Raw genomic sequence first — 20940 nt, forward strand, 5'->3', positions numbered from 1 at the left:
CGCGTCTCGTCGATCAATCCCCATTGCCCCTCAAGATCTCGCGAATCTTGATCGCCAGCGCGTCAAGCTGGAATGGCTTGGTCATGATCGACATGTCGTGATCGAGCTGGCCCTGGCGGATCGCGGAATTCTCCGCATAGCCGGTGATGAACAGCACCTTGAGCTCGGGTCGCAGGATGCGCGCCGCGTCGGCCACCTGGCGGCCATTGAGCCCACCGGGCAAGCCGACATCGGTGATCAGCAGGTCGATGCGCGTGTCGGATTCGAGAATGCGCAGACCCGACGGTCCGTCTGATGCCTCGATCGTGGCATAGCCGCCTTCCGCCAGCACCTCGCCCACCAGCATCCTCACCGTCGGCTCATCATCGATGACCAGCACCGTCTCCCCCAGGCTCGCCGACAGCGCCGGGCCAGGTTCGGGGGTCATCAACTCGGCATCCAGATCTGCATGATGGCGAGGCAGGTACAGGCACATCGTGGTGCCTTGTCCAATCTCCGAATAGACCCGCACCTGGCCGCCCGACTGGCGGACAAAACCATAGATCATCGACAGGCCCAGTCCGGTCCCCTGCCCCAAAGGCTTGGTCGTGAAGAACGGATCGAACGCCTTGGCGATCACCTCGCGCGTCATTCCCGTGCCGGTATCGGTGACACATAGCGAGATATACTGACCCGGTTTCATGTCCTGCTCAGCGGCAGATCGATCGTCGAACCACTTGTTCGCGGTCTCGATGGTCAGCCGACCGCCCTCAGGCATCGCATCGCGCGCATTGATACACAGATTGAGCAGCGCGTTTTCGAGCTGGTGCGCATCGATATGGGTCGTCCACAAGCTGCTGGCCTCTACAATTTCAAGCTGCACCTGCGGGCCGACGGTACGCCGCACGAGCTCTTCCATGCCCGATACCAGCCGGTTGACATCGACTGTCTTGGGGTCGAGCGTCTGACGCCGCGAAAAGGCAAGCAATCGATGGGTCAGGGCCGCGGCGCGCTTTACGGCCCCCTGCGCTGCATGAGCGTAGCGATCGAGCGTATCGAGCCGCCCCTGAGCGATGCGCGCCTGAATCATTTCAAGGCTGCCGCCGATCGCCGCGAGCAGATTGTTGAAGTCGTGCGCAAGCCCTCCGGTCAGCTGCCCCACTGCCTCCATCTTTTGCGCCTGACGCAACGCCTCCTCGGTCCGCAGCAACTGCCCGGTGCGCTCTTCAACCCGCGCCTCGAGCGTGACATTGAGATCGCGAAGCTCGGCTTCGGCCCGGGCGCGCTCGATATGGGCCCATGACCGGTCGGCAACGTCGCGGATCAGCGCAAGCTCGTCCTCGGTCCACGCCCGCGGTGCCCCGTCATGGATGGCCATCAAAGCGACCAGCCGCCCCTCGCGGATCAGCGGCATGCAGATGGTCGCGCCGATCCCGATCTGCTGGAAGGTCGCCGCTTCCTGAGGCGCAAGCTCGGCAACGATGTCCTGGATGACCAAAGGTCGCCCAGCGCGCAGTTCCTGCACGGCGCGCTTGCCGAACAGCGCAAGGCTATAGCGCCCAATGATGCTCTCCAGCCCCGGTGCCGCCCAGTCGCCGCGGATGGTGAACCCGTCCTGGTCCTCGTCCATGTCCGCATAGGCACAGCTTGTGACGCGCATGTGCTCGCCCACCATCCTGGTGGTGATGGCCATGACTGCATCCGCGTCGCCCGCCTCCGTCGCGGCGCGTCCGACGGAGTCGAGAAAGGTCAGCCGGTCATTGGCGACCCGCAAGGCAAGCTCCGCCCGTCGCCGCTCGACGGCAATGCGCGTGCGATCGGCCACCTCGCGTACGAAATCGATCTCGTCTTCGCGCCAGCAGCGCGGCGTGCCATGGTTCAGATAGAAGAGCGCAACCATCGCGCCCTGCTCCATCACCGGCATGTTGACGACCGCCTGGGCGGTGATCGCCTTCAGTGCGTCGGCGGTGGCAATGGTGCGCGGATCGGTCTCCGCATTCTCGAACCAGACCGTCTCTCCCCTGACCAGGTCCTCGATATAGCTGCCATAGTCGCGAAAATTGAGCGTACCTGCCAGGCTGGTGACGCCTGGCGCGTTCCAGTCCTTCTCGATGGTAATCGTTTCGGCCACCGGATCGACCGTCCCATAGCCAGCCCGATCGACATCCAGCGTCTCGCCCAGGATCTGCGCTGCCGCGAACGAGATATCGGCGCCATTGTCGAGGTCGCGAAATGCGTCCGACAGCGCGATCAGCCCTTGGCGCATCCGCTCGGCCCGCACCCTGTCAGTGATGTCGAGCGAAATGCCGGTGAGCTTTGCATGGCGGCCATCGGAATGCACAGCCGGCCTTCCGCGCAAGGCTACCCAGCGAATCTCGCCCTGCGGCGTCTGAACCTTGCACTCGATATCGCAATCCATGCGCCGCTCGATGCTGGAGGCCAGGCTCTGGCGCACGAGCTCGCGGTCATCGGCGTGCACTGCGGCTAGAAGATCATCATAGCTGAGCGGTTGATCATCCCGAAATCCGAAATTGACGCGGCAGGCCGGCGAGGTCTCCAGTGTCATTTCAGGCGATGTCAGGCTCCAGGCCCCGAACCTTCCCGCTTCCAGCGTGAAGCGCAGTTCGGCGTCGCTCGCCTTCTGCTCGCGCAGGCGGCCCGCGAGTTCGGAGACCAACGCCGCATTGCTGCTTTCAAGATTGGCCAGCCGCTCGCGCTCGAGCGTCACGTCGAGCTGGCTGGCGAAGAAATAGGCAAGCTCGCCGGCGGCATCCCTTACGGGCGCAATCAGCAACCGGTTCCAGAAAGGTTCTCCATCCTTGCGATAGTTGAGCAGATCCAGCTCGATCGGCCGAACATCCTCTAGCGCTTGACGCAGTCGCGCGACCGCGTCTCGATCCGTGTCCGCGCCCTGCAGAAAGCGGCAATTGCGCCCGATGATTTCGTCTCGCTCGTATCCTGCAAGCCGACAGAATGCATCATTGACGAACACGATCGGATTGTCGGGCTGGCGAGGATCGGTGATGACCATGGGCATGCGCGTGGCCCGCACGGCGGCGATGAACGGATCGGTATTTGCATCGCTTCCGTCGATCGCGGCGGCAATGCGGGCGGCGTCGAGTTGCGCCTGTTCGGCATGCGTCATTGGCTGATCATGCAGGTGAGCGATCGCGGGGAGATAGGGGGCACGCCTGAATTCCGTAAGTGAATGAAGTGTCTCCAGCCAACTCGGGAGCGGTCGATCAGTTCCTCATTCCGGCCCAGGGCGGCAGCGGGAAGGGATCGCCACCGTGTTCGATCCCTTCCCGCTGCAAACAATCAATCGACGATGATCGCGTTGCCCATGCGATAGCCGCGTTCAGCCATTTCCTCGATGTAATGCACCCGCTCGTGCTTCAGCTCGACGGCATATTCTTCCCAGGCGTCGCGGCGGTCCTCGATGTCGGTGGCGCGGCGCAGGTCGCTCCCCAGCTCCTTTTGCGCCTCGGTGACGTTGATGCGATAATCGAACCACAGCCGGTTCTCGATCCCCGCGATCGGCAAGGTGATGATGCGCGCTTCCTCGGTCCGCGCAACCTGTTCCTCGTGCATCATCGGGACCGCTGCCGTGGCTGCGGCTGCGAAGCCCAGAAAGGCGATCGACGTCGTGACAAATTTGATCATGCTATTCTCCCTTTGCTGAGTGCCGCCATGGCAAGCGGTCAAAAGTAAAACGATCGGTACATCCGGTTTAATCCGTTAATGATGCACATTCTTTCGGCGGAGCACCGAGCGGCGGCCGGTCAGATAAAGGAAGGCGGACGCCGGGAGAGTGTCCGCCTTGAGGAGGCCGCGGTTTGCTGCCCGCACAGGCAGCGAGCAGCACACCGCAGCTGGACTCGGCTTCAAGACAAGCCGATCATTCCGAAGGCTCCGCCGCTTCTGGCGCAGCGGCTGTGCTGCCGGTCTCGGCCAGCACCAGCGCATTGCCAGAGGCCGAGAACATGCCGGCCGGCAGCGAGCGTGTGACATTGCCCTGTTTCACCACGATCTGCTCGACCGCGCCCCGGCTGTTCGCGACGACGTCCTTCACCTTGCCGAGCGATGATCCGTCGGCGAGCGTGACCGGCATGCCGCGGCTGACCATCGCAGCACCGTCACCAGCCGCCGCCGCGCTGCCCGCAACGGCCAGCGGACTGGCCAGCAGCGATCCGCTTGCAGCGCCCGCGCCACTTCCCGCCGCGGTCGCTCCGGCAGGCATTGTGACCCCACGCACGCTTGAGACAGCCTCGCCAGCGCGGGCGCGCGTTCCCTGCGCGATGGGGGCAACCGCGTCGGTCAGGGCGTCCGTGCCGATCAGCTGGGCTTGCGCGCTGCCCTGGCCGCTCGCCGTGCCGGAGCCTTGCGCCTCGGTCATCGTGTCGGCGGGCGGCACCACGATATCGGCCAGGCTGGCGCTCGAGGCGAGGACCGAGCCGTTCGCGCTGCGCTGAGCCGAGACGGTGCCGCGCCGCGCATCGACCGATTGCGTGCCGGTGGTCGAGCCATTGGCTTCGGCCGAACCGCGTACGGTGCGCGTAGTCCGCTCGAGCGTGCCGCCGACCGGGCGTTCGATCCCTCCCCCGAGCGTATCGCCCAATGTACCGCCCAGAGTGCCACCCAATGCGCCGCCAAGTCCGCCACCGCCGAGCAGTTGCGCCTGGGCGGCAGCCGGGATCAACGCGACCGTCGCGGCGGCAATCAGAATCTTCTTCATGATGGGTTCCTTTCAGCTTGAACGCGGGCATCACTGCCTGCCCGTCTGAAAGGACAACGCTTCGCCTGGCCGGTTTAATTCATGGCTTCGCCGGAAAGTTCACGGCTTGCAGGCGCATTGTTCGCACAACAAGCCGCGCCCGAAACGCTTGTCTTCACCCCTGGGTCCCAGATCGCGCGCTTCCCGATCAAGCCTCGCCTGCCAGTCGCCGCCCCTGGCCAGCGCATCGGCAAGTCTGATGGCGACCAGCGGCGTGGCGAACGATGTGCCGCGCAGGCTGACCGGCCTGCCCCTGGCATTTATCGCGTGAACCTCTGCCCCGGGCGCCGCATAGTCGACATGCAGCGCCCGCCCCGCCTCGATCAGCGCGCGTCCGTTCCGATCCACCCCGGTCACCGCCACGACAGCGTCATAGGATGCGGGATAGGCAGGCGGCGCAGCCGGCCCGTCATTGCCCACCGCTGCAACGATGACGATGCCGCGTCGCTGCGCCTGCCGGATCGCGCGTTCGAGCACGGCATTGCGCGGGCCGACCAGGCTGATCGTGACCAGCTTGCAGCCACTGCTCGCCAGCCAGCCGAGTGCCCGGACGATGGCCAGCGCGTTGCCCCCAGCGGGATCGCTGCCATAGACATCCGCCACCCATAGCCGGCCTGCGCCTTCATTGCGCAGCAGGCTGACGATCGCGCTGCCATGATCGGAGGCCAGCGGTGCCCCCTTGGCAAAGCCCTTGATGGCTATCGGACGAAAGGATGGCCCCGGTGCACCATCAATGATGCCGATGGGCGTATCGACCGGCGATCCTGCGGTTGCCGCCAGGAGCGCGGAGCTGGGCAGAGCCGAGCTCTGTCGGCCGAGCGAACCCGATTGCCAGTGCAGATTGTCCACCGCGATTTCGGCCTCGGGCGCAGCCTTCCGCGCCAGCGCTTCGGCCCTGGCGAGGCTGAGACCAGCTGGAACGCGCAGCCGCACGATCGCGAGGTCGAGGCCCTCGACCTGTTCCTCGGCGATCACCGAAAAGCCCGCGCGCCGGAGGGCATCCGTCGCGCCTTCGGTCGGACCGGTGACCAGGATCTCGCCCCGCCGCGCCAGATAGCCGCGCATGTCAGTTTCGACCAGATCGCGGTTCTGCCGCAGCAGCTGGGTCAATCGCCTGTCGCGCAACTGCAGCAATCGGTCAGCCTCGCGCTGGGCCAGCCTGCCCAGTCCGTCGATCCCATTTCCGGCCGTGTCGAGAAGGTCACCGACCCCGCGCCCGATGCCAGGCAACCCGACATTGCCCAGCGGCGTTTGCAACTGCGCAAACAGCGGTGTTGCCGCAAGCAGCGCGCCGCAGGTCAGCATGCTCAGGATCATGGCGGGGATGCGCATTTCTTTTCCGTCCGATTTTTTTTCGCTTAACCATGGATGAAACGCACGAGGCCAGCCGTTTCATCCATCAGAAAGGCCTGGACCCTGACACAAACGTTCGAGACCCTGCTCGTCGACCTGCTGCCGCGAATGCGGCGGTTCGCCTATGGCCTGACCGGGGCATCGGCGGATGCCGACGATCTGTGCCAGATGGCGATCGAACGGGCGCTGGCGCGTCGCGACCAGTGGCAGCCGGGAACGCGCCTCGACAGCTGGATATACAAGATCATGCGCAACCTGTTCATCGACGAAATCCGCGCCACCCGGCGCCGCCGCGAAACCTTCGTGCCCGACGAGGCAGGCCTCGCCATCGGGGCCGAAGGCGGCCAGGAGGCGACGGTCGAACTTGCGATGATCGACCGGGCCATGCTGCGCCTCCCAGACGAACAGCGTGAAGCGGTCCTGCTGGTGATGGTCGAAGGCTGTTCCTACAAGGAGGCGGCCGAGATTGTCGGCTGTCCTGTCGGCACGCTCAATTCGCGCCTGGTGCGTGGTCGCGATGCCCTGATGGACCTGCTGGAGGATGCGGCATGACCGTGACGCCCGAATTGATCGCCGCCTTTGCCGATGGCGAGCTTGGCGCTGACGAGAGGCGTCGGGTGGAAGCCGCGATCGCCGCCGATCCCGAACTGGCAGCGCAGCTCGAGCGGCATCGCAGGCTCAAGGGCCTGCTGACGGCCCGCTATGCGCCCATCGCCGGAGAACCGGTACCCGATCGGCTGCTGACCCTGATCGCGCAATCCGCACATGCCGAGACAGGCTCGGGCGAGGTCGTGAGCTTCGCGCAGGCACGTGCCAGACGCAGTCTTGCCCCGATGGTACGGCGCTGGTTGCCGGTAGCAGGCCCCGCCCTGGCGGCATCGCTGGTGCTCGCGATCTGGCAGCCCTGGCAGGGTTCGCAGCCAGCAGGTTATGCGGATAGCGCGCTCGCGACCGTGCTCGAGTCCCGGCTGGTAGCGGAGCAGCCGACCAACGCCGATCCGCGCATTCTGCTCAGTTTCCAGGCCAGCGATGGTTCGGTCTGTCGCGCATGGCGCAGCACCGCCGATGGCGGCATCGCCTGTCGCGACGGCAAGGGCTGGAAAGTGACGCGGCGCTTCGCCGGATCACCGGAAGCGGACCGCGAATATCGGCAGGCGGGCAGCGACGCGGACATTCTTGCCGTCGCGCAGGAGATGGCGAAAGACGGAGCGATGGATGCGCAGGCGGAGCGAAGTGCCCGCGCTGCTGGCTGGCTCAACCTTCGATAATCGATGCCAGCGCCCGCGCGACGCGGGGCAGCGTTTCGGGATGCGACCACATCGGGTGTTCGCGCGAACGGTCCGACAGCTCGGTTTCACGCCCCGCCAATATCCCGCCGATCGCCCCGCCCATGAAGACGAGGCGCTGGTTGAGCAGGTCGCCTGGGCAATGCGCCATCAACCGTCGAACCTCTTCCAGACAGCGCTGATAGCCCGAGTTCCAGCGCCCCTCGAGCGCGTCCATGAACAGTGCCCGGTTCGATAGCTGGAGCCCGACCACGAAGCGGTTGTAGCATTCGCCCCAGGACGGAGGGTCGGGATCGATCGAAGTCTCGACCAGGATCTCCATAACCTCGAGCACGCTGTGCGGGCCGCCCGCAGCCGTGGCACGGTCCAGCGCGGCATTGCGGCGCGCATCGATCGCCTGCGCGCCATCGACGACAAGCTGCCGGATCAGCGCCTCTTTCGACCCGAAATGATAGGTGATCGCGGCATGGTTCTTCTGCCCTGCCGCCTCGGCAATCTGCCGCACGGTGACGCCATCGATCCCGCGTTCGGCAAAAAGCTTGAGCGCCACTTCCTTCAGATGCTGCGGCGCTGGCGATTGCGCGGTCGACGGGTCACGGGCCATGGCCTGGATTTGCCATTGACAGCTCGGCGCGTCAAATGCATTTATCCATATGGATAAAAGAGAGGTGGCGGATGATCGAGGGGATAAACCTCGCGGCGCTGGAAGGCTGGATGGACGCCCAAGGCGTCGGTACTGGACCGATTGCCGAAGCGAGGCTGCTGTCGGGCGGGACGCAGAACATCCTGATGCGTTTTCGCCGGGGTGAAGCGGCCTATGTACTGCGAAGGCCCCCGCCGGTGCCGCGCGCCAGTTCCAACGACACGATGCGGCGCGAGGCGCGCGTTCTGGCCGCGCTCGACGGCAGTGCCGTGCCCCATCCGCGATTGATCGCCGCCTGCGCCGACGATCAGGTCCTGGGTGTCGCCTTCTACCTGATGGAACCGGTCGACGGCTTCAACCCGACCCAGGGCCTGCCGGATTTCCACGCGAACGACGCTGCCGCACGCCACCGGATCGGGCTGTCGATGGTCGAGGCGATCGCGGCGCTCGGCGCGATCGATTATCGGGCGGTCGGGCTCGACGGGTTCGGCAAGCCCGACAATTATCTCGAGCGGCAGGTCGGGCGCTGGAAGGCGCAGCTTGCGGGCTATGCCGACCTGCCCGGCTGGCCCGGCCCCGGCGCAATCCCCGGCGTCGATCAGGTCGCCCACTGGCTCGATGCACATCGACCTGCGGATTTCCACCCCGGAATCATCCATGGCGATTTTCACCTGGCCAATGTGATGGTGCGTCCCGACAGCGGGGACCTGGCGGCGGTGGTCGACTGGGAACTGAGTACGATCGGCGATCCGCTGCTCGACCTTGGCTGGCTGCTCGCGACCTGGCCCGAGGACGATGTGCCGCGCGCCACCGATGTCGCCATCACGCCATGGGAGGGATTTGCAAGCCCCGACGAACTGGTGGCGCATTATGCCGCAGCCAGCGGGCGCGAACTGTCGGCGCTCGACTGGTACGTCGTGCTCGCCTGTTTCAAGCTCGGGATCATCCTGGAGGGCACGCACGCGCGCGCCTGCGCCGGCAAGGCGCCGAAGGAAACCGGCGATCGCCTGCACGCCCACACGCTCGACCTGTTCGAACGCGCGCTGCGCCGCATCAGATGAAGGGAAAAGCCATGATAGACGATACCGATTTCACGGGCCGGAAGGTGCTGGTCGTCGGCGGGTCGAGCGGCATCGGCAACGGCATCGCGCAAGCCTTTCGCGCGCGCGGCGGCGAGGTGCATGTCTGGGGCACGCGCGCTTCGGCCAGCGATTACGATCCGGCGGACGGATCGGACCTGACCGGCCTTGGCTACACCGGTGTCGATGTCGGTAATCCCGATGCGATCGAGGCGGCGGATCTGCCATTCGATAGCCTGGATGTGCTGATCCTGTGCCAGGGCACCGTGGTCTATCGGCGTGGCGAGTTCGAGCGCGAAGGCTGGGACCGGGTGATGGCGGTCAATCTCGACAGCCTGATGCACATTTCGCGCAAGTTCCGCGCGCAATTGTCGCAGGCAAGCGGATCGATCGTCATCGTCAGCTCGATTTCGGGGCTGAAGGCCAATATCGGCAATCCCGCTTATGCGGCATCCAAGGCGGGGGCGATCAGCCTCACCAAGACGCTGGGTCAGGCCTTTGCGGCAGATGGCATCCGCGTCAACGGTCTCGCCCCCGGGCTGGTCGATACCAAGCTGACCAAGGTGACCACACAGAACGCCGAGCGGCTGCAAGGCGCGCTCGCGCAGATCCCGCAGCGGCGGATGGGCACGCCCGAGGACATGGCGGGCGCCGCGATCTTCCTGGCATCGCCGCTCGCTTCCTATGTCACCGGCCACACGCTCATCGTCGATGGCGGGCTCTCCCTGTAACGAAAGGCAGACAGATGGATTTCGAATATAGCGACAAGGTCGCCGGGCTGATCGCGAAGATCGAGGCGTTCATGGACGAACATATCTATCCGAACGAGCAGGCCTATTACGACTTTGTCCACGACCAGAACAACCGCTGGCAGGAATGGCCGGGGATGGAGGCGCTGAAGGACAAGGCGCGAGCCCAGGGCCTGTGGAACCTGTTCCTGCCGCACGAATATGGCGAATTCTCCCCGGGCCTCACCAATCTCGAATATGCGCCGCTCGCCGAATTGATGGGCCGCGTTCCCTGGTCGAGCCAGGTGTTCAACTGTTCGGCGCCCGATACCGGCAACATGGAGGTGCTCGCCAAGTTCGGTTCGCCCGAACAGCAGGAGAAATGGCTGAAGCCGCTGCTCAACGGCGAGATCCGCTCGGCCTATGTGATGACCGAGCCGCAGGTGGCATCGTCCGACGCCACCAATCTCGAGCTGTCGATCATCCCTGATGGCGACGACTATGTCATCAACGGCCGCAAATGGTGGATATCGAATGCGATGCACCCGCGCTGCGAGATCTTCATCGTGATGGGCAAGACCGATTTCGACGCGCCGCGCCATGCGCAGCATTCGCAGATCCTCGTCCCCCGCGACACGCCCGGCGTGACGATCGTCCGCCACCAGACCGTCTTCAGCTCGTACAACTCGCCCGGCGGCGAATCCGAGCTCCGCTTCGACAATGTCCGCGTGCCGAAGGAGAATCTGATCCTGGGCGAGGGCCGCGGGTTCGAGATCGCGCAGGGACGGTTGGGGCCGGGCCGCATCCACCATTGCATGCGCTCGATCGGCCAAGCGCAGCGCGCGCTCGAACATATGGCGTGCCGCGTCGACAGCCGCGTCGCCTTCGGCCGGAAGCTCGGCGACCAGAGCAGCATCCGGCAGGATGTCGCGCGCAGCTTCTGCGAGATCGAGATGGCGCGGTTGCTGACCCTCAAGGCCGCCGACGCGATGGACCGCCATGGCAACAAGCAGGCGAAGGACCTGATCGCCGCGATCAAGGTGGTCGCGCCGACCATGGCGCAGACCGTCGCCGACCGCGCGATCCAGGCGCATGGCGGCATGGGGGTCAGCGAGGACACGCCGATCGCCTATTTCTTCACGCTCAACCGCTATGTCCGGATTACCGACGGGCCGGAAGAGGTGCATATGTCACAGCTCGGCAAGCAGAAGATCGCCGAATATGTCGCCGCGAACCGGCGCTGAACACCAGGGGGAGGCAAGGTCATGAAGGCTCTTCGCTATTATGGCGCGCACGATATCCGCTACGAGAGCATGGACGATCCGGTGCCGCAATCGGACCGCGATGCGATCGTGAAGGTCTCGGCCTGCGCGATCTGCGGCAGCGATCTCCACATCTATCACGGTCACGGCTTTTCGGAGGATATCGGCTTCTGCGTCGGGCATGAGGCGGTGGGCGAGGTCGTCGAAACCGGACGCGGCGTGTCGCGACTCAAGGTGGGCGACAAGGTGATGATCCCTGCCGCCGTCGGCTGCGGATCATGCCGCGCCTGCCTATCGGGCGTGGTCAACCTGTGTGAGAATGGCATGGCGGGCTGCTATGGCCTGTCCGCAAAACTGCAGGGATCGCAGGCCGAGGCGGTGCGCGTGCCAGCCGCGGACGTCAACGCGGTGCCGATCCCCGATGGCGTGACCGAAGAACAGGCATTGCTGATGACCGACGCACTCGCGACTGCGTGGTTCGGCGCGCGCAATGCCGATATCGTGCCGGGCAGCAGCGTCGCGGTGATCGGATGCGGGCCGATCGGGCTGATGGCGGTGGACAGCGCCTTCGTGATGGGCGCGCATGTCGTCTATGCGATCGATCCGGTGCCCGAGCGACAACCGCTTCTCGATCCCCTGGATCCGAAATTTGCAGTACCAGAGTTTCGAACCGTTAGGCCGAATCTCCAAATACAGTCCATTTTGATCCGTTTTGCGGTAGGGGGTATCAGCTGGCTGAAACCCACGGATTTCTGCGGCTTTCAGGGACATTTGGGGGCAACGCCTTTCTTCCCTGCTCGTTGCCCCCAGATTTGCCCCCTATTTTTCGAGACTTGGTGACATCACTCGGAACAAAACGAGATTCCAGTTAGGGGCAGTATAGCCCGAAACCCGCATAAAATCGAGGATTTGCAACGTTTTGGGAAGGTGCACTGGTGCCGCTTACGTGACTCGAACACGTGACCCCATCATTACGAATGATGTGCTCTACCAACTGAGCTAAAGCGGCGCGCGGGGCCTTGGTTGGCCGGTGCGAGCGGTGCCGTTATCAGCCTCGCGGGCCGGATGCAAGACGCCTTGAGCAGCTTGCGGCCCGGGGACGCGAAGTCGGCAGCGTCGCCAACTCTGGCACGGGGTCTGGCTAACGCACTGATGTGGTTAATTAACCCTAGTTTTACCTCCTTGCGAGACAGTGGCCGCCTAGGACACTGATTGGGACCGTTCCATGGATACTCTGCGCGGATATCGCGATGTCGGACAAGGCCATGATGCCGCAGACGAAGAGCTGCTGGCATCGGCAGACGCAAGCAGCGATGACGAAGCGCTGATGGACCCGCCCCAGACCTTTGGCAGCGACGAGCGGCGGATGCACGTCCGTGCCTATAACCATTGGGCCAAGTTGCTGGGAAATAGGGTATTTCCGTCGATCGAGGACTTGGATCCGGAAAATATCGAGGACTTCGGACCGCACAGCGTGCTGCTCGATTTCACGTCGGGAATCGAGAACCCGGCGATCCCGTTCATCGGCAAGGCGCTGCGCGAGGAAAGCAACCTGCCCGAGGCGATCGCCTATCTCGACGAGGTGCCGGGCCGGTCGCTGCTGTCGCGAATCACCGATCATTACATGCAGATCCTGGCCAACCAGGCGCCGATCGGATTCGAGGCCGAATATGTGAACGATCGCGGATCGACGATCATGTATCGCGGCATCCTGCTGCCCTTCTCCACCGACGACGACACGATCGACTTCGTCTATGGCGTGATCAACTGGAAGGAACTGGCCGACCGCAAGCTCACCGAAGAGCTGATCCTGCAGATCGACGAAGCCGTAAGACAGGCCCCGCGCAAGCCCGCGCTGCCGGTCTGGGAAGATGATCCCGTGCAGAATCTGGCACCGGGTGAAATCGGCGCGGAGCCGCTCGACGAGCCGCTGTCGCTCGATGGCTATGCGATGTTCGACGATTTGTCCGATGGCCTGATCGAGGTCGGCTTCGGCGGGCTCGAAGACGAGCCGGCAGCCAATCCCTTTCCGGTGGTCGACCTGCCGGGCGGCGACGAAGCGCTCGCCGATCTGCTTGATTTCGCCCGCGCCCATGTCGAGGCCGCGCTGGCGACCGAGGACCGGTCGCGTCATGCGCTCTATGCCGCAATCGGACGCGCCTATGATTTCGCGCTGGCGGCGCGCGGCAGGCCTGACGATTATGCCGCGCTGCTGGCCGATAGCGGCATCGCGGCCCAGGCGCGTGCACCGATGACCCCGCTGGTCAAGCTTGTCTTCGGCGCAAGCTATGACAAGACGCGGCTTGCCGAATATGCGTGCGTGCTCGCCCATGCGATGCGCCGCGACGTGCCGCGCGGCGGCCTCGCTGACCTGCTCGCGCAGCAGCCCGGCGGGCTCAAGGCGATCGTGCAGATCGAGCGCAAGGCGCGCCGTGCGCGCGACGAGGATACCGAAAAGCTCTGCCGCAAGCACGAGACGCGCCAGCGTCTGCGCGCGGCGCCTGCCCAGCCGGTCAGCGCGGTGGACCTGGGCGACAGCGAATTTGCGGTGCTGGTCGCGCGGCGCGATGCCAATGGCACGCTCGGCGTGATCGGCATTATCGGCGAGGACGACCCGGTAGCCGATCGCATCCTGCGCAAGATCGCGGGTTGAGCCCGGAACGCTATCTGCAAAGCTCGTAACATTTAATCGATCGACTGAAAGAAAATTACGTCATTTTGGCGTGGTTACCCGGCTGTATGCTTGAGAAGCCGCGAGCGATGGCGCATAAGCCGGGGCAGCAGACCCCATAAAGAGGCGGCAAACCAGCGCGCACGCGGGGCACGAGGAACCCATGGCCGACATCCAGAATGCTGCGTCCGATGCAGACGCGCCGTCCAGCACCCCGTTTTCCGATCCGAAACAGCATGAAAGCCTTCGCCAGACCTTGAGCGACGCGTTTCTCAAGGGCGCACTGCCGGGCGAGAACGAGGGATTTGACGCAGAGGCGAGCAAGCAGGCTGCCGATTTTGCGCTTAGGGCGATGGCGCGGCGTCCCTCGCCCGATACCGTGCTCGCGATCGAATCGATCCCGGGACAGGCCGGGCAACGGCACATGCGCCTCGCGATCATCAACGACGACATGCCGTTTCTGGTCGATTCCATCGCTGCCACCATCTCGCGCTTCGGCCTGGCGATCGATCGGGTCATCCATCCGGTGGTGGCGCTGCGCCGCGATGCCGATGGACTGCTGAGCGAAATCTATACCGACGAGGCCCCCGGCGAGCGGCGCGAGTCCGTCGTCTATCTCGAGGTCGAGCGCGCCGATGCCCGGCAGCGCAAGGCGCTTGAAGCCGCTTTGCTTTCGGCCATGGCCGATGTGCGCGCTGCGGTAACCGACTGGCCGATGCTGCAGGCGGCGATGGCGGCCGATGCCGCTGCGATGGCCGATGGCGAAGGCGCGGCGCTGCTGCGCTGGTTCCTCGACCGCAACATGACCCAGCTTGCGCATCTGCGCTATCGCCGCGATGGCTCTGCCGAAGCGCCGCTGGGCCTGGCGCGCATGGCGGGCGAGGATCGCCATCTGCTTGCCGCGCATTCGTTCGACCGCGCCTTTGCCTGGTTCGAAAGCGGCAAGGCTGCGCCGCTGATCATCAAGTCGAACTTCATCTCGACCGTGCACCGCCGCGCGCCGCTCGATCTCATCATCCTGCCGATCTGGGAGGATGGCCGCGTCGCCGCGCTTTCCGTCCATGGCGGCATCTGGACCAGCGCCGCGCTCGCCGCCGCGCCCGAGCGCGTGCCGGTGCTGCGCGCGCACCTGAAGCTGCTGATGGACAAGTTCGGCTTTGCGCCCAACGGCCATGCGGGCAAGGCTTTGTCGCATGCACTGACCGCGCTGCCGCACGATCTGCTGATCGCGTTCAGCCTGGAAAATCTGGAACGCGTCGCGCTGACCGCAATGTCGCTGGCCGACCGTCCGCGCTCGAAGCTGGTCACGGTGCAATCCTCGCTCAAGCGGCACCTGTTCGTCTTTGCCTGGTTGCCGCGCGACGAGGTCTCGACCGGCAGGCGTGTCGCGATCGAGCGGATGCTGATCGAAGCGTCGGGCGGCAAGACGCTGAGCTGGTCGATCTCACTCGAGGACGGCGAGATCGCTCTGCTGCGCTACGTGCTCGACGTGCGCGATGGTGCCGACCAGATTGACGATGCCGCGCTCGATGCCGCGCTGCGTGCAATGGTGCGCGGCTGGGAGCCCTCGGTCGAGGAAGCGCTGATCGCGCAGGGCGAAGACAGCCGCGCCGCCGCGCTGGCCAGCCGTTATGCCGCGCAGTTCCCGATGGCCTATCGTTCCGATTACGGCCCGCAGGAAGCCGCGCTCGACATCCTGCGGCTGCGCAATCTCGAAGGGCCCGAGCAGCACGGCGCGCGGCTCTATCGCAAGAGCCTGGACGCGGCGCAGAACCTGCGGCTGAAGCTCTATAGCCAGGCGGGCGCGATCCCGCTGTCCGAGACCGTTCCGGTGCTCGAGAATTTCGGCTTCGACGTGCTCGAGGAAATCCCGACCCAGATGGGCGGGGCCGATGGCGGGCATATTCACGATTTCCTGCTCAGTCTGCGTGGTCAGGGCGATGTCGAGGCGCTGCTGCAGCGCGCGTCTGCAATCGAGGCGGCGATTTCCGGCACGCTGGAGGGCAAGGCCGAGAACGATCCGTTCAACCGGCTGATCGCCGCAACCGGGCTTGAGCAGCGCGCCGTCATCTGGCTGCGCGCCTGGTATCGCTATCTGCGCCAGGCGGGCCTGCCCTATGGCATCGGCACGATGGTCGATGCGCTGCACGATGCGCCCGATGTCGCGCACGCGCTGGTTGCGCTGTTCATCGCGCGGCATGATCCCGCGTTTACCGGCGACCGCGAGGCAGCGACCGAGGCGAATCTCGCCGCGATCAACACCGGGCTGACCCAGGTGTCGGCGATCGACGATGACCGGCTGCTGCGCATGCTGCGCGCGCTGGTGATGGCGGTGCTGCGCACCAACGCCTTTGCTCCGGCGGCGAAGCTGGCCATGGTGATGAAGATCGAAAGCGCCAAGGTGCCCGGCCTCCCGGCCCCGCTGCCCTGGCGCGAGATGTTCGTCTATTCGCCGCAGGTCGAAGGCATCCACCTGCGCGCTGGCCCCGTTGCGCGCGGCGGGCTGCGCTGGTCCGACCGGCGCGACGATTTCCGCACCGAGGTGCTGGGCCTGATGAAAGCACAGCGCGTGAAGAACGCCGTCATCGTGCCGACCGGTGCCAAGGGCGGCTTCTTCCCCAAGCAGTTGCCCGATCCCGCGACCGACCGCGACGGCTGGCTGAACGGCGGCAAGGAGGCGTACAAGACCTTCATCCGCACGCTGCTGTCGGTTACCGACAATATCGTCGATGGCAAGGTGGTGCACCCGGCGGATGTCGTGGTGCATGATGGCGAGGACCCGTATTTCGTCGTCGCCGCCGACAAGGGCACCGCGACCTTCTCGGATACTGCCAATGCCATTGCGGCGGAGTTCAACTTCTGGCTGGGCGATGCCTTCGCCTCGGGCGGATCGCAGGGTTACGACCACAAGGCGATGGGTATCACTGCCAAGGGTGGCTGGGTCTCGGTGCAGCGACATTTCGCCGAAATGGGCGTCGATGTGCAGGCCGATCCGGTGCGCGTTGCAGGCTGCGGCGACATGTCGGGCGACGTGTTTGGCAACGGCATGCTGCTGTCAAAGGCGATCAAGCTGGTCGCCGCGTTCGACCACCGGCATATCTTTCTCGATCCCGATCCCGATCCGGCGAAGAGCTGGGAGGAACGCGCACGGATGTTCGCGCTGCCGCGCTCGAGCTGGGACGATTATGACAAGGCGCTGATCTCGAAGGGCGGCGGCGTCTTCCCCCGATCGATGAAGGCCATTCCGCTGACCGCCGAGGTCAAGGCGATGCTGGGCATCGATCAGGACGAGATCGAACCGGCGGCGCTGATCTCCGCGATCCTGCGCTCGCAGGTCGACCTGATCTGGTTCGGCGGCATCGGCACGTACATCAAGGCCGCGTCGGAGAATAATATCGACGTCGGCGATCCCTCGAATGACCCGCTGCGCATCAACGCCGAACAGCTGCGTTGCAAGGTGGTGGGCGAAGGCGCGAACCTGGGCGTCACCCAGGCCGCGCGCATCGCCTTCTCGATGCTGGGCGGCCGGATCAACACCGATTTCATCGACAATTCCGCCGGCGTCGACTGTTCGGACAACGAGGTGAACATCAAGATCGGCCTTGCCGCCGTGATGCGCGCCGGATTGCTCGACGAACCGTCGCGCAACGCGCTGCTCGCCTCGATGACCGACGACGTGTCCAGCCTGGTGCTCGAGGACAACCGTCTGCAAGCGCTCGGGCTTTCGATCGCCGAAAAGGGCGGCACGCGTGCGCTGCCCAGCTATCTGCGGCTGATCGAGCATTTTGAGGAACAGGGCCGGCTCGACCGCAAGGTCGAGGGGCTGGCCGACAATGCCACGTTCAAGCGCCGCGCGCAGGAGGGCCATGGCCTGACCCGGCCCGAGCTCGCGGTACTGCTCTCGACCGCCAAGCTGGCGCTGCAGGACGCGATCGAGCGCATCCCGCTCGCCGACGATCCGACGATGCGGCCCGAGCTGCTCGCCGCCTTCCCGCCGCAGATGCGCGAAGCCTATGGCGATGTGCTGATGCAGCACCAGCTGCGCGGCGAGATCATCGCGACCAAGCTCGCCAACCGGATGATCAACCGGCTGGGCCTGATCCATCCGTTCGAGCTGGCGGAGGAGGAAGGCTGCACGCTGGGCGATGTCGCCTGCGCGTTCATCGCGGCCGAGCGGCTGTTCGGCCTGCCCGCGATCTGGACCGAGTTCGACAATGCGGCGATGGACGAACAGGTCCGCCTTATGCTGTTCGACGCGACCGCCAATATCGTGCGCGTGCACATTGCCGACGTGTTGCGCGCCAGCCCCGACGGCCTGATGCCCGGCGAGATCGTCGCTGCACTGAAGCCCGGCGTCGATGCGCTGATCGCAGGCATGGACGATCTGCTCAACGCCGAGGCCCGGCTGCAGGCCGCGCGCCAGGCGCAGGACCTGACCGCGCAGGGCGCAGCCCCGACCCATGCCGCGCATATCGTGCGGCTGACCGGGCTCGACGGCGCGGCGGGCCTCGCCAACCTTGCCAGCCATAGCGGCACCGGCCCGCTGCCGCTGACCCATGCGTTCGCCGACCTAGGCGCGACATTGGGCCTCGACTGGACGCAGATGACCGCCGCGCGCATGTCGCCCAGCGATCCGTGGGAGCGGCTGCTGGTTTCCGGGCTGGCCCGCGACTTCCAGCAGATGCGCCTCGACTTTCTCTCCAAGGCGCAGGGCGGCGACCCGCAGGATTATGTCGCGAACTGGACCGAGGCCAACCTGCCGAGGATCAAGCAGTTCCGCGGCCTCGTCGACCGCGCAAGGCTCGACGCCGCGCCGAGCGTCGCGATGCTGGCGCAGATCGCGAGCCAGGCGCGGATACTGCTGGGGCGGTAACTTCCCGTCCCGCCGCAGCCACGAAAAAGGGGCTCGTGCAGCGCTGCACCAGCCCCTTTTCATTTTCTGCTGAAGGCCCGGCTTACGCCGCTTCCTTCTTCCGGCTCTGCTTCTTGCGCTCGTTCGGGTCGAGGAAGCGCTTGCGCAGGCGGATGGTCTTGGGGGTCACCTCGACCATTTCATCGTCGTCGATATAGGCGATGGCCTGTTCCAGGCTCATCAGGCGCGGCGGGGTCAGGCGGATGGCGTCGTCCTTGCCGGTCGAACGGAAGTTCGTGAGCTGCTTCGACTTCATCGGGTTGACCTCGAGGTCTTCCGGCTTGGCATTCTCGCCGATGATCATGCCTTCATAGACGGGCACGCCCGATCCGATGAACAGGCTGCCGCGATCTTCCAGCGCATTCAGCGCATAGCCCACAGTGTCGCCGGTGCCGTTCGAGATCAGCACACCGACGGGACGGCCCGCGATCGCGCCCTTGTACGGTCCGTATTTCTCGAACAGGCGGTTCATGATGCCGGTGCCGCGCGTGTCGGACAGGAACTCGCCATGATAGCCGATCAGCCCGCGCGAGGGCGCGCTGAAGGTGATGCGGGTCTTGCCGCCGCCCGAGGGGCGCATGTCGGTCATCTCGGCCTTGCGCAGCGCCATCTTCTCGACGACCGTGCCCGAATGCTCGTCATCCACGTCGATGACGACGGTTTCATAGGGCTCGGTGCGGTTGCCGTTCTCGTCCTCGCCGAACAGCACGCGCGGACGCGAGATGCCCAGCTCGAAGCCCTCGCGGCGCATCGTCTCGATCAGCACGCCCAGCTGCAATTCGCCGCGCCCGGCGACCTCGAAGCTGTCCTTGTCGGCCGATTCGGTGACCTTGATCGCGACATTCGATTCGGCTTCGCGCATCAGGCGATCGCGGATCATGCGGCTGGTCACCTTGGTGCCCTCGCGGCCCGCAAACGGGCTGTCGTTCACCGCAAAGCGCATCGACAGCGTCGGCGGATCGATCGGCTGCGCGTGCAGCGGCTCGGTGACGCTGGTGTCGCAGATGGTGTTGGCAACGGTCGCGGTGGTGAGGCCGGCGATCGAGATGATGTCGCCCGCGCTCGCCTGATCGACCGGAACGCGCTCCAGCCCGCGGAACGCCATGATCTTCGAGGCGCGGCCCGCTTCGACCACATTGCCGTCGGGGTCGAGCGCGTGGATCTGCTGGTTGGTCTTCACCGTGCCGCTGGCGACCAGGCCGGTAAGGATGCGGCCCAGGAAATTGTCGCGGTCGAGCAGCGTGACCAGGAACTTGAACGGGCCATCGGGATCGGCGCTCGGCGCGGGCACATGGCCGACGATCTTCTCGAACAGCGGCTGCAGCGTACCTTCGCGCACTTCCGGGCTGTCGCCGCAATAGCCATTGCGGCCCGAGGCGAAGAGCACGGGGAAATCGAGCTGCTCGTCATTGGCGTCCAGCGAAACGAAAAGGTCGAACACCTCGTCCAGCACTTCCTGCGGGCGACCATCGGGACGGTCGATCTTGTTGACGACGACGATCGGCTTGAGGCCGAGCGCCAGCGCCTTGCCGGTGACGAACTTGGTTTGCGGCATTGCGCCTTCGGCGGCATCGACCAGCAGGATCACGCCATCGACCATCGAGAGGATGCGCTCCACCTCGCCGCCGAAATCGGCGTGGCCCGGGGTGTCGACGATGTTGATGCGGGTCTTCTCGCCGGCATTGTCCCATTCGATCGAGGTGCACTTGGCCAGGATCGTGATGCCGCGTTCCTTTTCCAGGTCGTTCGAATCCATCGCGCGCTCTTCGACGCGCTGGTTGTCGCGGAAGGTGCCGGACTGGCGGAACAGCTGGTCGACGAGGGTGGTCTTGCCATGATCGACGTGCGCGATGATGGCGATATTGCGAAGGGACATGAAATAGAGCCTGTATCAGGGGGATGGTCGCGGACACGCCGCTGCCCGGCACGCCTGTTGCTGGCGCGCCCATAGCCGAAGGTCTGCTGCAGCGCAACAGATTGCGGCGGGGTATGGTGGGGTGGAACAATGCGCACCCCTGCTCTCTCCTCTTCAGGGGAGAGATACGCAGGCTTGCCAGCTTGCTGGCTGGCCGGAGTTGAGAGGGGCATGCATTGGCGCACTCCCCCCTCCCAACCCTCCCCCTGAAGGGGAGAGGGCTCTACAAGCCATCACTCAACCTCATCGCAATGGGAATCCTTAACCACCTCCGCTCATCCTGAGCAGCGGGCGCAGCCCGCGTCGTCGAAGGACCCGCGTCCACGCTGGCCGTATAG

The 20940-nt window shown here is 65.2% G+C and carries 14 protein-coding genes, 1 tRNA gene and 1 pseudogene; 8 read left to right on the forward strand and 8 right to left on the reverse strand.

Translation table 11 applies throughout. The features are described 5' to 3' along the window. Positions 1–13: 13 nt before the first annotated feature. The 4 genes from OPU69_RS11875 to OPU69_RS11890 all read right to left on the reverse strand — a co-directional run bounded on the left by OPU69_RS11875 (position 14) and on the right by OPU69_RS11890 (position 6085). Positions 14–3124: a PAS domain-containing protein gene (locus tag OPU69_RS11875; RefSeq protein WP_498511268.1), complete on the reverse strand. Its 3111-nt coding sequence runs from the start codon at positions 3122–3124 to the stop codon at positions 14–16. A gap of 173 nt (positions 3125–3297) precedes the next feature. Further along, positions 3298–3642 (reverse strand): hypothetical protein, encoded by a 345-nt coding sequence (locus OPU69_RS11880; RefSeq protein ID WP_498511270.1) that lies wholly within the window; start codon positions 3640–3642, stop codon positions 3298–3300. A gap of 235 nt (positions 3643–3877) precedes the next feature. Beyond that, a complete protein-coding gene (locus tag OPU69_RS11885) occupies positions 3878–4714 on the reverse strand; it encodes a hypothetical protein (RefSeq protein ID WP_498511272.1) in 837 nt (278 codons plus the stop codon). Between the two features lie 99 nt (positions 4715–4813). Then, positions 4814–6085 (reverse strand): S8 family serine peptidase, encoded by a 1272-nt coding sequence (locus OPU69_RS11890; RefSeq protein WP_498511274.1) that lies wholly within the window; start codon positions 6083–6085, stop codon positions 4814–4816. A gap of 36 nt (positions 6086–6121) precedes the next feature. Here OPU69_RS11890 and OPU69_RS11895 point away from each other — a divergent pair, with 36 nt between their 5' ends. Together OPU69_RS11895 and OPU69_RS11900 are read left to right on the forward strand one after the other, a co-directional pair. Continuing rightward, complete coding sequence (locus OPU69_RS11895) at positions 6122–6658, forward strand: RNA polymerase sigma factor (protein WP_081096934.1); 537 nt, start codon at positions 6122–6124, stop codon at positions 6656–6658. Beyond that, a complete protein-coding gene (locus OPU69_RS11900) occupies positions 6655–7374 on the forward strand; it encodes an anti-sigma factor (RefSeq protein WP_498511276.1) in 720 nt (239 codons plus the stop codon). The genes OPU69_RS11895 and OPU69_RS11900 overlap by 4 nt, the downstream gene beginning before the upstream one ends. Here OPU69_RS11900 and OPU69_RS11905 read toward each other — a convergent pair. Then, positions 7361–7996 carry a TetR/AcrR family transcriptional regulator gene (locus OPU69_RS11905; protein WP_498511278.1) on the reverse strand — a complete coding sequence of 212 codons (636 nt, stop codon included), beginning with the start codon at positions 7994–7996 and terminating at the stop codon, positions 7361–7363. The genes OPU69_RS11900 and OPU69_RS11905 overlap by 14 nt on opposite strands. Positions 7997–8067: 71 nt before the next feature. Here OPU69_RS11905 and OPU69_RS11910 point away from each other — a divergent pair, with 71 nt between their 5' ends. The 4 genes and pseudogenes from OPU69_RS11910 to OPU69_RS11925 form a co-directional block, all read left to right on the forward strand. After that, positions 8068–9096: a phosphotransferase family protein gene (locus OPU69_RS11910; RefSeq protein ID WP_060978304.1), complete on the forward strand. Its 1029-nt coding sequence runs from the start codon at positions 8068–8070 to the stop codon at positions 9094–9096. An 11-nt stretch (positions 9097–9107) separates the two neighbouring features. After that, positions 9108–9845, forward strand: coding sequence for an SDR family NAD(P)-dependent oxidoreductase (locus OPU69_RS11915; RefSeq protein WP_060978370.1), 738 nt, complete (start codon positions 9108–9110; stop codon positions 9843–9845). 14 nt (positions 9846–9859) lie between these two features. Next, entirely contained in the window at positions 9860–11086 is a 1227-nt protein-coding gene (locus tag OPU69_RS11920; RefSeq protein ID WP_498511281.1) for an acyl-CoA dehydrogenase family protein, read from the forward strand. A gap of 69 nt (positions 11087–11155) precedes the next feature. After that, positions 11156–11512, forward strand: a pseudogene (locus OPU69_RS11925) (alcohol dehydrogenase catalytic domain-containing protein); the annotation flags it as partial. On the opposite strand, the gene OPU69_RS11930 reads toward OPU69_RS11925, so the two are convergent. Together OPU69_RS11930 and OPU69_RS11935 are read right to left on the reverse strand one after the other, a co-directional pair. Then, positions 11396–11875, reverse strand: coding sequence for an Arm DNA-binding domain-containing protein (locus OPU69_RS11930; protein WP_331710215.1), 480 nt, complete (start codon positions 11873–11875; stop codon positions 11396–11398). The pseudogene OPU69_RS11925 and the gene OPU69_RS11930 sit on opposite strands and share 117 nt — an antisense overlap. A gap of 162 nt (positions 11876–12037) precedes the next feature. Next, positions 12038–12113, reverse strand: a tRNA-Thr gene (locus OPU69_RS11935). A gap of 216 nt (positions 12114–12329) precedes the next feature. Between OPU69_RS11935 and OPU69_RS11940 the strand changes: the two genes are divergently transcribed. Both OPU69_RS11940 and OPU69_RS11945 read left to right on the forward strand, forming a co-directional pair. After that, entirely contained in the window at positions 12330–13757 is a 1428-nt protein-coding gene (locus OPU69_RS11940; protein WP_498511283.1) for a PAS domain-containing protein, read from the forward strand. A gap of 181 nt (positions 13758–13938) precedes the next feature. Further along, positions 13939–18648 (forward strand): NAD-glutamate dehydrogenase, encoded by a 4710-nt coding sequence (locus OPU69_RS11945; RefSeq protein ID WP_498511285.1) that lies wholly within the window; start codon positions 13939–13941, stop codon positions 18646–18648. Positions 18649–18730: 82 nt separating this feature from the next. Here the strand turns inward: OPU69_RS11945 and typA are convergent, their stop codons facing one another. Continuing rightward, positions 18731–20563, reverse strand: coding sequence for a translational GTPase TypA (gene typA / locus OPU69_RS11950; protein WP_060979737.1), 1833 nt, complete (start codon positions 20561–20563; stop codon positions 18731–18733). Positions 20564–20940: the final 377 nt, after the last annotated feature.

This window comes from Blastomonas sp. 34TW, assembly GCF_059803595.1.